The sequence below is a fragment of the Streptococcus sp. 1621 genome (genome assembly GCF_013276615.1).
Lineage (GTDB): Bacteria > Bacillota > Bacilli > Lactobacillales > Streptococcaceae > Streptococcus.
In genome coordinates, this window is the sequence record NZ_VMLJ01000006.1 from 26,451 (window position 1) to 43,135 (window position 16,685).

5 protein-coding genes and 1 pseudogene are annotated in these 16,685 nt (G+C 38.0%); all 6 read left to right on the plus strand.

Annotation, left to right across the window (positions count from 1 at the left end; all coding sequences use genetic code 11):
- The first annotated feature begins 338 nt into the window (after positions 1–338).
- Complete coding sequence (locus tag HT697_RS01520) at positions 339–1,226, plus strand: YegS/Rv2252/BmrU family lipid kinase (RefSeq protein ID WP_173261831.1); 888 nt, start codon at positions 339–341, stop codon at positions 1,224–1,226.
- Positions 1,227–1,426: 200 nt separating this feature from the next.
- A complete protein-coding gene (gene rexB / locus HT697_RS01525) occupies positions 1,427–4,702 on the plus strand; it encodes an ATP-dependent nuclease subunit B (protein ID WP_173261835.1) in 3,276 nt (1,091 codons plus the stop codon).
- Entirely contained in the window at positions 4,699–8,349 is a 3,651-nt protein-coding gene (gene addA, locus HT697_RS01530; RefSeq protein ID WP_173217866.1) for a helicase-exonuclease AddAB subunit AddA, read from the plus strand. Before rexB ends, addA begins: the two co-directional genes overlap by 4 nt.
- A gap of 131 nt (positions 8,350–8,480) precedes the next feature.
- A complete protein-coding gene (locus HT697_RS01535; protein WP_173217868.1) occupies positions 8,481–9,659 on the plus strand; it encodes a hypothetical protein in 1,179 nt (392 codons plus the stop codon).
- 202 nt (positions 9,660–9,861) lie between these two features.
- Positions 9,862–15,731: pseudogene (locus tag HT697_RS01540) on the plus strand (ZmpA/ZmpB/ZmpC family metallo-endopeptidase).
- Between the two features lie 41 nt (positions 15,732–15,772).
- Positions 15,773–16,685: SIALI-17 repeat-containing surface protein (locus tag HT697_RS01545; protein ID WP_173261838.1), on the plus strand; the 913-nt coding region annotated here is incomplete at its 3' end.

Consider the following 16,685-nt stretch of genomic DNA (forward strand, 5'->3'; position numbering starts at 1 on the left):
TATCTACGACCTATATTCCATCGTGTGGAGGAGAGAGACTAATTTGGATGATTAAGAACAACCTACTAGTAAAAAATAGATCATTTTTTAATATAAGATAAAAACCGATATTAAAAGCAATTTATTTCTATTTTTTAACATTTCATTGTATAATAGCAATATACGCAAATATCATGTGTCATCAGGTTAATACTCTTAGAAAATCTTTTTAAACCACATCAGGCTAATATACAGACTCAAACCAGTGTCGTGAGTAGCCTACGGCTAGTTCCCTAGTTTACGCTTTGATTTTCATCGAGAATAACCTTTCTATTTCAATTTTAAGGAGAAAATACAGAGTGAAAAAAATAATGCTAATTATCAATCCAACTTCTGGAGGAGAAAAAGCTTTAGATTACAAAGAGAAGCTGGAGAATAAAGCAAGAGAGTATTTTGATGATGTGGAAACTAAAATTACTCAAAAAGCCAAAGATGCTACAAATTTCGCAGAAGAAGCTGCTAGAGAAAGATATGAATCAATTCTAGTTTTTGGTGGAGATGGTACAGTCAATGAAGTTATTTCAGGGATTGCTGAAAGGGACTATATTCCTAAACTGGGAATTATACCAGGTGGTACTGGTAACCTGATTACAAAACTTTTAGAAATCAATCAAGATATTGACGGAGCTATTGAAGAACTAGATTTCAATTTAACTGATAAGATTGATATCGGAAAAGCAAATGGTCACTATTTTGGATATATCTTTAGTATCGGGTCTCTCCCTGAAGCCATTCATAATGTTGAAATTGAAGATAAAACGAAATTTGGTATCTTGGCTTATGCAGTTAATACCATGAAGTCTGTCATGACAGATCAAGTCTTTAACATTAAAGTTGAAACCGAAAATGGAAATTACCTTGGGGAAGCAAGTCATGTTTTAGTACTTCTAACAAATTATTTTGCAGATAAAAAAATCTTTGAAGAAAACAAGGATGGATATGCAAATATTCTAATTTTGAAAGATGCTTCTATATTCTCTAAATTATCTTTGATTCCGAATTTGTTAAAAGGAGATCTTGTAGAGAATGAAAATATTGAATATATAAAAGCGCGTACTATTAAAATTTCTTCTGATATCGAATTAGAGTCGGATGTTGATGGCGATAAATCAGATAATCTACCAGTCGACATCAAGGTACTAGGACAACACATTGAAGTGTATTCCGTACCTAAGAAACAATCATAAAACTCAAAGCCTTGTTACCGAGGCTTTTTTCATTATGTGATTTTCAGTAGGCAGATTTATTCTATCTAATACAAGTAAAGCTAAGTATTTAAGATTTAGCAGATGATGAAGAAAAGAAAGGATGGCCTAAATATTTTAACGGATTTACGAGGCTAATCATGGTATAATAAAAGGTAATGAAAAATTCCAACGAGGCAGAGATGAAATTACTTTATACTGATATTCGGACTTCTTTGACTAAAATTCTAACCAGAGAGGCGGAGGAGCTAGTTGTTGCGGGCAAGCGGGTCTTCTACATCGCCCCCAACTCTCTTTCTTTTGAAAAGGAACGCGCCGTGCTGGAATGCTTGTCCCAGTATGCTTCTTTTGAGATTACTGTTACGCGCTTTGCTCAAATGGCTCGTTACCTAGTCTTGAATGACTTACCTGCTAAGACCAGTCTAGATGACATTGGTCTTGGGATGGCCTTTTACAAATGTCTTGCCGAACTTGATCCCAAAAACTTACGAGTATACGGTGCCATCAAGCAGGATCCTCAATTTATCCAGCAGTTGATCGAGCTTTACCACGAGATGACCAAAGCTCAGATGAATTTTTTGGACTTGGAGAGTTTGACGGATGAGGACAAGCGAGCAGACTTACTCTTGATTTTTGAGAAGGTAACGGCTTATCTCAATCAGGGGCAGTTGGCTCAGGGAAGTCAATTGTCTCAATTGATTGCGGCTATTGAGAATGACAAGGTAAGTAGTGATTTTACTCAAATCGCCTTGGTTATTGATGGATTTACCCGTTTTTCTGCTGAGGAAGAGCGAATTGTGGACCTACTTCATGGCAAGGGTGTTGAGATTGTTATCGGGGCTTATGCTAGTAAGAAAGCTTATACCAGTCCCTTTAGCGAGGGCAATCTCTATCAAGCCAGTGTGGAGTTTCTCCATCATCTAGCCTCTAAATACCAAATTCCTGCTCAAGACCGTTCTCAGACTCATGAGAAGATGGATAGTTTTGATAAGGCCTCTCGTTTATTGGAATCGTCCTATGACTTTTCAGAATTAACATTGGAGGTGAATGATGAAGACTGTGAAAACTTACAAATCTGGTCTTGTTTGACACAAAAGGAGGAGTTGGAGCTAGTAGCCCGCAGCATTCGCCAGAAATTACATGAGAACTCAGACCTGAGCTACAAGCATTTTCGTATTCTCTTGGGGGATGTGGCCTCTTATCAGTTATCTCTCAAAACCATTTTTGACCAGTATCAGATTCCTTTCTATCTTGGTAGAAGCGAATCCATGGCGCACCACCCTTTAACTCAGTTTGTCGAGTCTATTTTAGCTTTAAAACGCTATCGTTTCCGTCAAGAGGATTTGATAAACCTTCTTAGAACAGGTCTATATACCGACCTTAGTCAGGCTGATATTGATGCTTTTGAGCAATATATTCGCTATCTTGGTATCAATGGCTTACCAGCCTTTCAGCAAACCTTCACCAAATCCCACCATGGAAAATTTAATCTGGAACGTTTGAATGCTCTTCGTTTGCGTATTTTAACCCCTCTTGAGACTCTTTTTGCTAGCCGAAAACAAAAGGCTGAAAATCTCTTGTACAAGTGGAATAGCTTTCTAAAAGAAGGAGCTGTGACCAAGCAGTTGCAAGATTTGACAGCCACTATGGAAGCTCTTGAACAGGAAAGACAAGCCGAGGTTTGGAAGGCATTCTGTCATGTTTTAGAACAATTTGCGACTGTTTTTGCTGGTTCACAGGTTAGTCTGGAGGACTTCCTAGCCTTGCTCCATTCTGGAATGAGCCTATCTCAGTACCGTACCATTCCAGCAACAGTGGACACCGTTCTGGTGCAGAGTTACGATTTGATTGCTCCCTTAACGGCTGACTTTGTCTACGCCATAGGGCTGACTCAGGACAATTTACCAAAAATTGCGCAAAATACTAGCCTTTTGACAGATGAAGAAAGGCAAAACCTAAATCAAGCGACCGAAGAAGGCGTTCAATTGCTGATTGCTAGTAGTGAAAATCTCAAGAAAAATCGCTATACTATGCTTTCCTTGGTCAATTCTGCTCGTAAGCAGTTGGTCTTGTCGGCTCCAAGCCTTTTTAACGAAAGTGAAAGTAAGGAATCTGCCTATCTTCAAGAGTTGGTCCATTTTGGATTTAGTCGGAAAGAGAAGAGGATGAATCACAAAGGGCTGTCTAAGGAAGATATTGGGTCCTATCATAGTCTTTTGTCTAGTCTAGTTGCCTATCACCAGCAGGGAGATGCGAGCGATACTGAGCAAGATTTGACTTTTGTTAAGGTTCTGGCGCGTGTCATGGGTAAAAAACTAGATCAGCAAGGTCTGGAAAATCCAGCTCTCCCAACCAGTCCAAACAGTAAGCAGTTGGCTAAGGACACCTTGCAGGCGCTCTATCCTGCTGATCAGGAGTTTTACCTGTCTACATCTGGTTTGACGGAGTTTTACCGGAACCAATACAGTTATTTTCTTCGCTACGTTTTAGGCTTGCAAGAAGAATTACGCCTGCGTCCAGATGCCCGTAGTCACGGGAATTTTTTGCACCGCATTTTTGAACGTGCCTTGCAGTTGCCTGACGAAGATTCTTTTGACCAACGTTTAGAACAAGCTATTCAAGAAACCAGTCAAGAACGCGAATTTGAGGCTATTTATCAAGAAAGTTTAGAAGCCCAGTTCACCAAGGAAGTTCTGCTTGATGTCGCACGGACGACTGGACATATTCTCCGACACAATCCAGCCATCGAAACCATCAAAGAGGAAGCGAATTTCGGTGGAAAAGAGCAGGCCTTTATTCAATTGGACAGTGGTCGCAGTGTCTTTGTACGAGGCAAGGTGGACCGGATTGACCGTTTGAAAGCTGATGGAGCGATAGGAGTAGTAGACTACAAATCCAGTCTGACTCAGTTCCAGTTTCCTCATTTCTTTAATGGGCTCAATTCCCAGTTGCCAACCTATCTAGCTGCCTTAAAAAGAGAAGGGGAGCAGAACTTTTTTGGTGCCATGTACTTGGAAATGGCTGAACCCGTCCAATCTTTGATGGCGGTTAAAAGTCTGGCAGGTGCAGTCGTAGAAGCCAGCAAATCTATGAAATACCAAGGACTCTTTTTAGAAAAAGAAAGCAGTCATTTGGGCGATTTTTACAACAAAAACAAGGCTAATCAGCTGACAGATGAGGAATTTCAGCTCCTACTGGACTACAATGCCTGTCTTTACAAGAAAGCTGCTGAGAAGATTTTAGCAGGCCAGTTCGCCATTAACCCTTATACCGAAAATAGCAGAAGTATTGCCCCATACGTCCAGCAACACCAAGCCATCACAGGATTTGAAGCCAATTATCACTTGGGCCAAGCCCGTTTCCTAGAAAAGTTGGACTTAGCTGATGGCAAGCGCCTGATCGGAGAAAAACTCAAGCAAGCTTGGTTTGAAAAAATGAGAAAGGAGTTGAAACGATGAAGTCCATTCCCTTTTTAACTGAGGAAGAAATTCAAAAATTGCAAGAAGCTGAAGCAAATTCGAGCAAGGAACAAAAGAAAACTGCCGAACAAATCGAAGCTATCTACACTTCTGGCCAGAATATTCTGGTCTCAGCATCGGCTGGTTCTGGAAAGACCTTTGTCATGGCCGAGCGCATTCTGGACCAATTGGCGCGTGGTGTCGAAATTTCTCAACTCTTTATCTCAACCTTTACCGTCAAGGCTGCGACTGAACTTAAAGAACGTTTGGAGAAGAAAATCAGCCAACAAATTCAAGAAAGTGGCGATGTTGACCTCAAACAACACTTGGGTCGCCAGTTGGCAGACCTACCCAACGCTGCCATCGGAACCATGGACTCTTTCACACAAAAATTCCTTGGTAAACATGGCTATCTGATTGATATTGCGCCTAATTTCCGTATTTTACAAAACCAGAGCGAGCAACTTCTTCTCAAAAACGAAGTCTTCCATGAGGTATTTGAAGCCCATTACCAAGGTAAACAGAAAGAGACCTTTAGTCATTTACTGAAAAACTTTGCTGGACGTGGCAAGGATGAACGGGGGCTACGCCAGCAGGTCTATAAAATCTATGACTTTCTCCAATCCACCAGCAATCCTCAGAAATGGCTGAGTGAATCTTTCCTCAAAGGCTTTGAGAAAGCTGATTTTACGAATGAAAAAGAAAAACTAACTGAGCAAATCCAGCAAGCCCTTTGGGACTTGGAAAGTTTCTTCCGTTATCATCTGGATAATGATGCCAAGGAATTTGTAAAGGCTGCTTATTTAGAAAATGTTCAGTTAGTTCTGGATGAAATTGGCTCCTTAAATCAAGAGTCTGATAGGCAGGCTTATCAAGCAGGGCTTGCGCGTGTTGTCGCAATCTCTAAGGAAAAAAATGGTCGAGCTCTGACGAATGCCAGTCGTAAGGCTGATTTGAAGCTTCTGGCTGATGCTTACAACGAAGAGAGAAAGACCCAGTTTGCTAGGCTAGGACAACTAGCAGACCAGATAACCATTCTCGACTATCAAGAACGTTATCATGGAGACACTTGGAAACTAGCTAAAACCTTCCAAACCTTCATGAGTGATTTTGTGGAGGTTTATCGTCAGAGAAAACGACAGGAAAATGCCTTTGAATTCGCTGATATAAGCCATTACACTATCGAGATTTTAGAGAATTTCCCGCAAGTCCGTGAGGCTTATCAGGAGCGTTTCCACGAAGTCATGGTCGATGAGTATCAGGATACCAATCACATTCAAGAACGGATGCTGGAATTGCTGTCTAATGGCCATAATCGCTTTATGGTGGGGGATATCAAGCAATCTATCTACCGTTTCCGTCAGGCAGACCCGCAGATTTTCAATGAAAAATTCCAACGCTATGCGCAAAATCCCCAAGAAGGCAAGCTGATTCTCCTAAAGGAAAATTTCCGTAGTAGTTCAGAAGTGCTATCAGCAACCAATGATGTTTTTGAACGTCTTATGGACCAAGAAATCGGAGAAATCAACTATGATAACATGCACCAGCTTGTTTTTGCCAATACCAAACTGATTCCTAATACAGACAATAAGGCAGAATTTCTCCTCTACGACAAGGACGACACAAGTGAGGAAGAAGAGGGGCAGGCAGAAATGAAACTAACAGGCGAAATGCGCTTAGTTATCAAGGAGATTCTGAAACTTCATCAGGAGAAAGGTGTTTCCTTTAAAGAAATTGCCCTTCTGACCTCCAGTCGCAGTCGTAATGACCAGATTCTTCTCGCCCTGTCTGAGTATGGAATTCCTGTCAAAACCGATGGAGAGCAAAACAATTATCTCCAATCCCTAGAAGTGCAAGTCATGCTAGACACCCTTCGTGTCATTCACAATCCCCTGCAAGACTATGCCTTGGTTGCCCTTATGAAGTCTCCAATGTTTGGCTTTGATGAGGACGAGTTAGCACGTTTGTCCCTTCAGAAAGCAGAGGATAAAGTCCAAGAAAATCTCTATGAGAAACTGGTCAATGCTCAAAAACTTGCAACAAGCCAGAAAAACTTAATTCATACTGATTTAGCTGAAAAACTAAACCAATTCATGGATATCTTGGATTCTTGGCGCTTGTATGCCAAAACCCACTCCCTCTATGACTTGATTTGGAAGATTTACAATGACCGTTTTTATTATGATTATGTTGGGGCTTTGCCAAATGGTCCTGCTAGACAGGCTAATCTCTATGCCCTAGCACTGCGAGCTGACCAGTTTGAAAAGAGTAATTTCAAAGGCTTGTCACGTTTTATTAGTATGATTGACCAAGTTTTAGAAGCCCAGCACGATTTGGCAAGCGTGGCCGTCGCACCGCCAAAAGATGCAGTAGAGCTCATGACCATTCACAAGAGTAAAGGGCTAGAGTTTCCTTACGTCTTTATACTCAATATGGATCAGGATTTTAACAAGCAAGACAGCATGTCAGAAGTCATTCTCAGCCGTAAAAATGGACTAGGTGTCAAATACATTGCCAAGATGGATACAGGAGCAGTCGAAAATCACTATCCTAAAACCATCAAACTCTCCATTCCTAGCCTGACCTATAGACAGAACGAAGAGGAATTACAGCTGGCAAGCTACTCAGAGCAGATGCGTCTGCTGTATGTTGCCATGACGCGGGCTGAGAAAAAGCTCTATCTTATCGGTAAGGGCTCTCGTGAAAAGCTGGAGGGCAAAGAATTTCCTGCAGCTAAAAATGGAAAACTAAACAGCAACACTAGACTTCAAGCAAGTAATTTCCAAGATTGGATTTGGGCTATCAGTAAAGTATTTGCAAAGGATAATCTCAACTTTAGCTATCGTTTTGTTGGTGAAGATCAGCTGACTAGAGAAGCTATCGGTCAGTTGGAAACCAAGAGTCTTCTCCAAGATAGCTCCCAAGCAGACAATCGTCAGTCAGAAACCATTAAAGAAGCTCTTGAAATGCTGAAAGAAGTGGAAGTTTATAATACTCTTCATCGCGCAGCTATTGAACTTCCTAGTGTTCAAACCCCAAGTCAAATCAAGAAATTCTACGAACCAGTTATGGATATGGAAGGTGTCGAGATTGCAGGTCAAGGCCAGTCAGTAGACAAGAAAATCAACTTTGATTTACCAGATTTTTCAAGCAAAGAAAAGGTAACAGGAGCTGAGATTGGTAGTGCTACCCACGAACTGATGCAGAGAATTGACCTCAGCCAGCGACCAACGCTTGCTAGCCTGACAGAAACTCTCAAACAAGTTCAAACCAGCCAAGCTGTCAAATGCAAGATTAATCTTTCGAAAATTCTTGCATTCTTTGACACAGCGCTCGGTCAGGAAATTCTCGCTAATACCAACCATCTTTATCGCGAGCAACCTTTCTCTATGCTCAAACGAGACCAAAAGAGTCAGGAAGATTTCGTTGTCCGTGGTATCCTTGATGGCTATCTGCTTTACGAGGATAAAATCGTTCTGTTCGACTATAAGACAGACCGCTATGATGATCCAAGTCAACTCATAGACCGCTATCGTGGTCAGTTAGCCCTATACGAAGAGGCTTTATCACGAGCCTATTCGATTGAAAATATTGAAAAATACTTGATTTTACTCGGTAAAGACGAGGTTCAAGTTGTAAAAGTATAATTTATACTCTTCGAAAATCTCTTCAAACCACGTCAGCTTTATCTGCAACCTCAAAACTGTGTTTTGAGCAGCCTGCGGCTAGCTTCCTAGTTTGCTCTTTGATTTTCATTGAATATTAGAAAGGAGACCTCATGACACTTCCGGTTAGAAAATCCCTGCATGATGCGGTTTTACAGGCTTCAAAATCTGATACTTGGGAACAAGCTACCAAGGAATGGAATGAAGTTTCCTTGATTTTTAACGGTATCGGCCGTAGCAATTGTGTGTGTGGAAATGCCATCAAATACGCTTACGAACTCTTTAACGGTGTCACAGGTCAACGCCTCTTTCCGATTGGTAGTGATTGTGTTCGGCATTTTCATCGATTGACCCTTGACCAGCAATTGGAAGAGGAAGAAAAACTACTCAGAAAGGCTGAAAATCTGACCAGAAAAGCCCAGAAAAAGGAAAAAATCAAGGTTAACAAAAGTGACTTTGACGAGCGACTTCTAAAGTGGCTCTGGGAAAAAGGTGTTTTTAAACCTAATCGTGGCAATCAGTTCTCCCCTGATAGAGACTACCAGCTCTTCCTAGAAGTCTTTCAAGGAGGAAGTTGGACCAAGGCGGAACCAAAGAAAAAGGCTCGGATGGAAGAAGTTCTTGAAAAATGTATCAAACCCTTTTTACTTGGAAAACCAGATGACCAACTCTACCTTGTCAAACTAGGAAAAGATAAAATTGACTACGAACAAGAACTCCGTATTCAGGCAGAGAAAGAGCGCAAAAAGAGAGATAAAATCGCCAAGCAATATGCAGACAATCTGGTTCTAGCTATGGGCCCAGCAGAGCGTGCCTATCAAGATTACTTTGGATTTACAGAGACCCTGACTCAAGAAGAACGCAAATGGGAGAAAATTCTTTTTGGTAAAAATCGGACAGAACGGGCTATCAAGGCCAAACAATACCAAAAAGAGCTGGAAAAAGACCAACGAATTGCTAGTCAGGATCCAATTGAAAGAAAGCAGAAGCAGACCTGGCTCCTCAATTCCTATTTTCGTGAGCTTCCTGAAGAAAAAGCCAGATTTGCTCGGCTCTTATTAGAATATCGAAAAAGTGGAGAAGTGCCTTTTTCAACTGAATACTTATCAGACCATCTGCTAGACTTTTTCTATAAAATGAAAGCCTTTGAATTTGAAATCGCACCAGAACAAGTCCGAGACTTTTTAAAAGAAAGCCTCCAGACAGAACATCTATCCTCAGCACAAGAAAGCTGGATAGAAGGTATTCTCCTCAACTGCCTCAAACCATTTTTAGAACGATTAGTGATATGAGTAACACCTGCCGTGGAAATGCCATGGTAGGTGTTACTGTATCCCCAAAATAATATAAAACAAAGTATGAAAACGCTACGCAATTTTAAGACATTTCGGTAAATAAAGAGTATAATTAAGGTATATTGCCTTTTTTATAGATAATACACTAATATAATAAAGGTCTCTGTAACATTTATAAATTGTATTTCAAGGAGGAATCATGGGAAAGTATTTTGGTGAAAAACAAGAACGTTTTTCATTTAGAAAATTATCAGTAGGACTTGTATCTGCAACGATTTCAAGTTTATTTTTTATGTCTGTATTAGCTAGTTCATCTGTGGATGCTCAAGAAACTAAAGGTGTTCACTATAAATATGTAACAGATTCAGAGCTATCATCAGAAGAAAAGAAGCAGCTTGTCTATGATATTCCGACATACGTGGAGAATGATGATGAGACTTATTATCTTGTTTATAAATTAAATTCCCAAAATCAATTGGGAGAATTGCCAAATACTGGAAGCAAGAATGAGGTGCAAGCCTTAGTTGCTGGTGCTAGCTTAGCAGCTCTGGGGATTTTAGTTTTTGCTGTTTCTAAGAAAAAAGTTAAGAATAAAACGGTATTACATTTAGTATTGGTTGCAGGGATAGGAAATGGTGTCTTAGTTTCAGCTCATGCTTTAGAAAATAATCTCTTACTGAATTACAATACGGACTATGAATTAACTTCAGGAGAAAAATTACCTCTTCCTAAAGAGATTTCAGGTTACACTTATATTGGATATATCAAAGAGGGGAAAACTACTTCTGATTCCGAAGTAAGTAATCAAGAGAAATCAGTAGCTACTTCTAAAAATCAACAAAAGGTAGATTACAATGTTACACCAAATTTTGTAGAGAATCCATCAAAGGTACAAACAATTCAGGAAGAAAAACCTGTTTCTTCAACTAAGTCCACAGAAGTCCAAGTAGTTGAAAAACCTCTCTCTACAGAATTAACCAATCCAACAAAAGAAGAGAAACAATCTTCAAATTCTCAAGAACAATTAGCCGAACATAAGAATCTAAAAACGAATAAAGACAAGAAGGTTTCTCCAAAAGAAAAGACTGGGGTAAATACACTAAATCCACAGGATGAAGTTTTATCAGGTCAGTTGAACAAACCTGAACTCTTATATCGTGAGGAAGCTATAGAGACAAAAATAGATTTTCAAGAAGAAATTCAGGAGAATCCTGATTTAGCTGAAGGAACTGTAAGAGTCAAACAAGAAGGTAAATTAGGTAAGAAAGTTGAAGTCATCAGAATATTCTCTGTAAACAAGGAAGAAGTTTCTAGAGAAATTATTTCAACTTCAACGACTGCGCCTGTTACAAGAATAGTCGAAAAAGGTACAAAAAACCTCAAGTTATAAAGGACCAACCTGAGACTGGTGTAGAACATAAGGACGTACAGTCTGGAGCTATTGTTGAACCAGCAATTCAGCCTGAATTACCAGAAGCAGTAGTAAGTGATAAAGGTGTACCGGAAGTTCAACCAGAGTTGCCAGAAGCAGTTGTAAGTGATAAAGGTGTACCGGAACAGGTAGCCACTTTACCAGAATATACAGGACCACAAGCCGGAGCTATTGTTGAACCAGAGCAGGTAGCACCCCTACCAGAATACACAGGAGTGCAAGCCGGAGCAATAGTAGAACCATCAAAAGAATATACAGGTGTACAAGCTGGAGCTATTGTTGAACCTGAAAAAGTAGAGCCACCAAAAGAGTACACAGGCGTACAAGCTGGAGCTGTAGTCGAACCAGAGCAGTCAGCAACACTACCAGAATATACAGGAGTTCAGGCTGGAGCTATCGTTGAAGCAGAGCAGGTAGCACCGCTTCCAGAATATACAGGACCACAAGCCGGCGCTATTGTTGAACCTGAGCAGATTGCACCACTACCAGAATACACAGGTCCACAGTCTGGAGCTATTGTTGAACCTGAGCAGATTGCACCCCTACCAGAATACACAGGTCCACAAGCCGGAGCAATAGTAGAACCAGAACAAGTAGCTCCGCTGCCAGAATACACAGGGGTGCAAGCCGGAGCGATAGTCGAGCCAGAGAAAGTAGAAGCACCGAAAGAATATACTGGTAAAATCGAACAACCTAGTGCAGAAGATACTAAACCTGAAAATGAGGTAAGTCCTACAAATGGGGAAGCGGAACGTCCTAAAGATAAAATTAAAGAAGAAAAACAAGTCGACAAGAAACTAGAGCTTAGAAATATTTCTAATGTAGAATTGTATACTTTAGAAAATAATAAATATCGACATGTAACCTCATTTGATACGGTTCCAAATAATCCTAGTAACTACTTTATGAAAGTAAAATCGGAGAATTTTAAAGATGTTATGTTACCCGTTAAGAGTATTGAAAGTGCTACAAAAGATAATCAAGATGTTTATAAAATTGTAGGACAAGCTAATGATTTAATTCAACATGAAAACAATAGTACTTTAGACAATTACACTTACTACCTACCTAAGATGGTGAGAAGTGAAAATGGCGTTTATACATCATTCAAAAATTTAGTCGAAGCAATGAATAGTAATCCTTCTGGAGAGTTTCGTTTAGGAGCAACTATGGATGCTCGTGAAGTAGAACTTCAAGATGGTCAAGAAAGTTATGTTAGTAATGAGTTTACAGGTACATTAATTGGTAAAAATAATGATAAGTACTACGCTATATATAATCTGAAAAAACCATTATTTAGAACTTTAAACCGTGCTACAGTAAAAGATCTTTCAATAAAAGAAGCGAATGTTTCTTCTAAAGAAGATGCAGCTACAATAGCGAAAATGGCGAGTAAAGGTTCTAAAATTATTAATGTTCATTCATCTGGTGTAATTGCTGGTGAACGTAGTATTGGTGGATTGGTTTCACAAGTTGATAATTCTACTATTTCGAATAGTAGCTTTACAGGTAGAATAACTAATACTTATGATACAAAATCAACTTACCAAATTGGAGGATTAGTAGGGAAACTTTCAGGTGCTGGTGCTTTAATCGATAGATCAGTTTCATCTATTGATATGGCTACGAATGCTAATACAGGAGATCAGGTTGTTGGTGGTATAGCAGGTGTTGTTGATAAAAAAGCAACGATTAGTAATAGCTATACTGAAGGTAATCTTAATAATGTGAAGCCTTTTGGTAAAGTTGGTGGAGTTGTAGGTAATCTTTGGGATAATAGTTCATCTGAAGTAAGTAACTCAGGTCAAATTACAAATGTATTAAGCGACGTAAATGTAACAAATGGTAATGCTATTGCTGGTTATAATTTTGACGGTATAAAAGCAACTAACACGTATAGTAATAAAAATAATAAGGTGGTAAAAGTAGTTCAAGTAGATGACGAAATACTTAGTAAAGATTCAGAAGAACAAAGAGGTACATTACTTGAAAGTAACCAAGTTGCAGAGAAAAAAGCTGAACTTGTTCCTAAGAAAAATACTAAGATAGAAGACTTTAACTTCTCATCTAGATATGAAACAGATTATAAAAACTTAAAAGATGCTGATATTTCTAGATTAAGAGTATATAAAAATATTGAAAAATTATTACCTTTCTACAATAGAGAGACTATAGTCAAGTATGGTAATTTAGTAGATGCTAATAATGATTTATTTACTAAAGAGCTTGTGTCTGTAGTTCCAATGAGTGATAAAGACGTAATTACTGATATTAATAAAGATAAACAAAGAATTAATAAACTATTACTTCATTATTCAGATAATACTACTCAAACATTAGATATAAAATATCGACAAGATTTCTCTAAAGTAGCAGAATATGAAATAACTAATACAAAGCTAATGTATACACCTAACACATTATTACATAATTACAATAATATTATTAATAGCGTTGTATCAGAATTGAAATCTGTAAATTACAACTCAGATAAGATAAGAAAAGTATTAGATATCTCTAGTAATATAAAACTAACAGAATTATATCTAGATGAACAATTTGAGAAAACAAAAGCAAACATTGAAGATAGTTTATCAAAACTTCTTTCAGCAGATGCGGCAGTAGCTGAAAATAACAATAAGATAATAGATAATTATGTAATTGAGAAAATTAAGAATAATAAGGAAGCCTTATTGTTAGGTTTAACATATCTTGAACGCTGGTATAATTTTAATTATGGAGAAACCAATGCTAAAGATTTAATAATGTATCACTTGGATTTCTTTGGTAAATCAAATAGTTCAGCTCTAGATAATGTTATTGAACTAGGTAGATCTGGATTTAATAATTTATTAGCTAAAAATAACGTTATTACTTATAATGTATTGTTAGCGAAGAATTATGGGACAGAAACTTTATTCAAGGCATTAGAAGGATATAGAAAAGTATTCTTACCAAAAACTTCTAACAATGAGTGGTTTAAAAAACAAACAAGAGCATATATTGTAGAAGAAAAATCTACAATTGAAGAGGTAAGAGAAAAACAAGGGAAAGAGGGAACTAAATATTCTATTGGGGTATATGATAGATTAACTAGTCCATCATGGAAATATCAAAGTATGGTCTTACCGTTATTAACTTTACCAGAAGAAAAAATGATATTTATGATTGCCAATATTTCAACTATAGGATTTGGTGCTTATGATAGATATAGAAGTTCTGACTATCCTAAGGGAGACAAATTAAATAAATTTGTAGAAGAGAATGCAGAAGCAGCGGCTAAACGATTTAGAGATCATTATGATTATTGGTATAAAATTCTAGATAAAGAAAATAAAGAAAAATTATATAGAAGTGTACTAGTTTATGATGCATTTAGATTTGGAAATGATAAAGATAATAAGTTACAAGAAGCTAACTTTGAAACTAATCATCCAGCTATTAAAAACTTCTTTGGCCCTGCTGGAAATAATGTTGTTCACAACGCTAATGGTGCATATGCAACAGGTGACGCATTCTACTATATGGCTTATCGTATGTTAGATAAATCTGGAGCGGTAACTTATACTCATGAAATGACACATAACTCAGATAGAGAGATTTATCTTGGAGGATATGGAAGAAGAAGCGGATTAGGACCAGAGTTTTATGCGAAAGGATTACTTCAAGCTCCTGATCATCCAAATGACCCTACTATTACGATTAACTCTATATTGAAATATGAGGATTCAGAAAATTCAACAAGACTTCAAGTAGCTGATCCAACTCAACAATTTAATAGTGCAGAAGACTTGCGTAAATATATGCATAACTTATTTGATTTAGTTTATACACTTGAGAAATTAGAAGGAGAAGCAGTAGTTAACTTAGATACCAATGAGAAAGGGGAGCTATTAAGGAAAATAGAGAATGAGTATAAACCTGATCCTGATGGAAATGAAGTTTATGCAACAAATGTTGTTCGTAGATTAAATCTTGATGAGCTAAACAAGTTAACCTCTTTCAATAGTTTAATAGAAAACGATATAATCACAAGAAGAAAATATATAAATGAAGGTGAGTATAAACGAAATGGATACTACACAATTAATCTTTTCTCACCTATATATTCTGCCTTAAGTAGTGATAAAGGAACTCCAGGTGATTTAATGGGGCGTCGTATGGCATTTGAACTATTAGCTGCTAAAGGATATAAAGAAGGTATGGTTCCGTATATTTCTAATCAGTATGAAAAAGAAGCAAAAGCTAATGGAAGCAAGATTAATTCATATGGTAAAGAAATAGGATTGGTCACAGATAAACTAGTGCTTAAAAAAGTATTTAATGATGAATATTCTTCTTGGGTTGAGTTTAAAAAAGCGATGTATAAAGAACGAGAAAATAAATTCAATAAATTATCAAGAATTAGCTTTGTAAACCCTAACAATTGGGGTCGTCAAGAGACAATAACTATTGATAATATCGATAAGTTAAGAAGTATAATTAGAGAAGCGGTTAAAAAAGATGCTGAAGATTATCGAGCACAAGAATACCCGGATACGAATAGTAGAGTTTATAAACTGAAAAAAGCAATCTTTAAAGCTTATCTTGACCAAACCGATGATTTTAGAAGTTCAATTTTTGAGAATAAAAAATAGTTTTTACTGTTAGGAAATAAAATTAAAGAAGGTGATTACGCTTGTCATTATTTAAAAAAGAACGATTTTCGATCCGAAAAATCTGTGGGATTGTTGGTTCGGTATTACTCGGAAGTATCTTGGTTGCGCCGTCAATCATTCATGCTTCTACCTATCATTATGTTGAAAAAAGCGATCTTACAAAGGAAGAACAAAGCAAGATTCAAGCAGGAATTCCTACTGATAATGAGGTAACTTATGCTCTTATTTATCAGCAGGAAACTCTTCCTGCGACAGGTTCATCGACTTCTGTGCTTACAGCTTTAGGTCTATTAGCTGTTGGTAGTTTAGTCCTTTTGGTTCATAAAAATAAAAAAGTTGCTAGTCTGTTCTTAGTTACTACGATTGGACTGATTAGTCTTTCTAGTATGCAAGCTCTCGATCTAAGCAATCCTTTGAAAGCTCCAAGTAATGAAGGAGTAGTTCAAATTGCTGGGTATCGTTATATTGGATACTTACCCCTTAATGATGATGCAATTTCAGAAATTCAACATAAAGCTGAGGGGACAAAAAATGTTCCAGTATCTGAAACTCAGGAAAGTATCCCTAATGAAGCGCCTAAAGCAGAAAAACCTAAAAATCCAGAGTCTGTAAGCACCGTTCCAAACGAGACAACTAAATCAGAGAAGCCAGAGTACACTGCACCGGTAGGCACAGTCCCTGACGAGGCGCCTAAAGCTGAGAAGCCAGAACATACAGCACCAGCTAGTGGTAATCTGGTAGAATCTGAAGTTCATGAGAAACCAGAATATACAGCTCCAATTGGCGGTAATTTAGTTGAACCAGCAGTTCATGAAAAACCAGCATACACTGAACCTGTAGGTACTGTTCCAGATGAAGCGCCTAAGTCTGAGAAGCCAGAGTACACAGCTCCTGTAGGTACAACAGGAGTAGATGAAAACGGCAACTTGATTG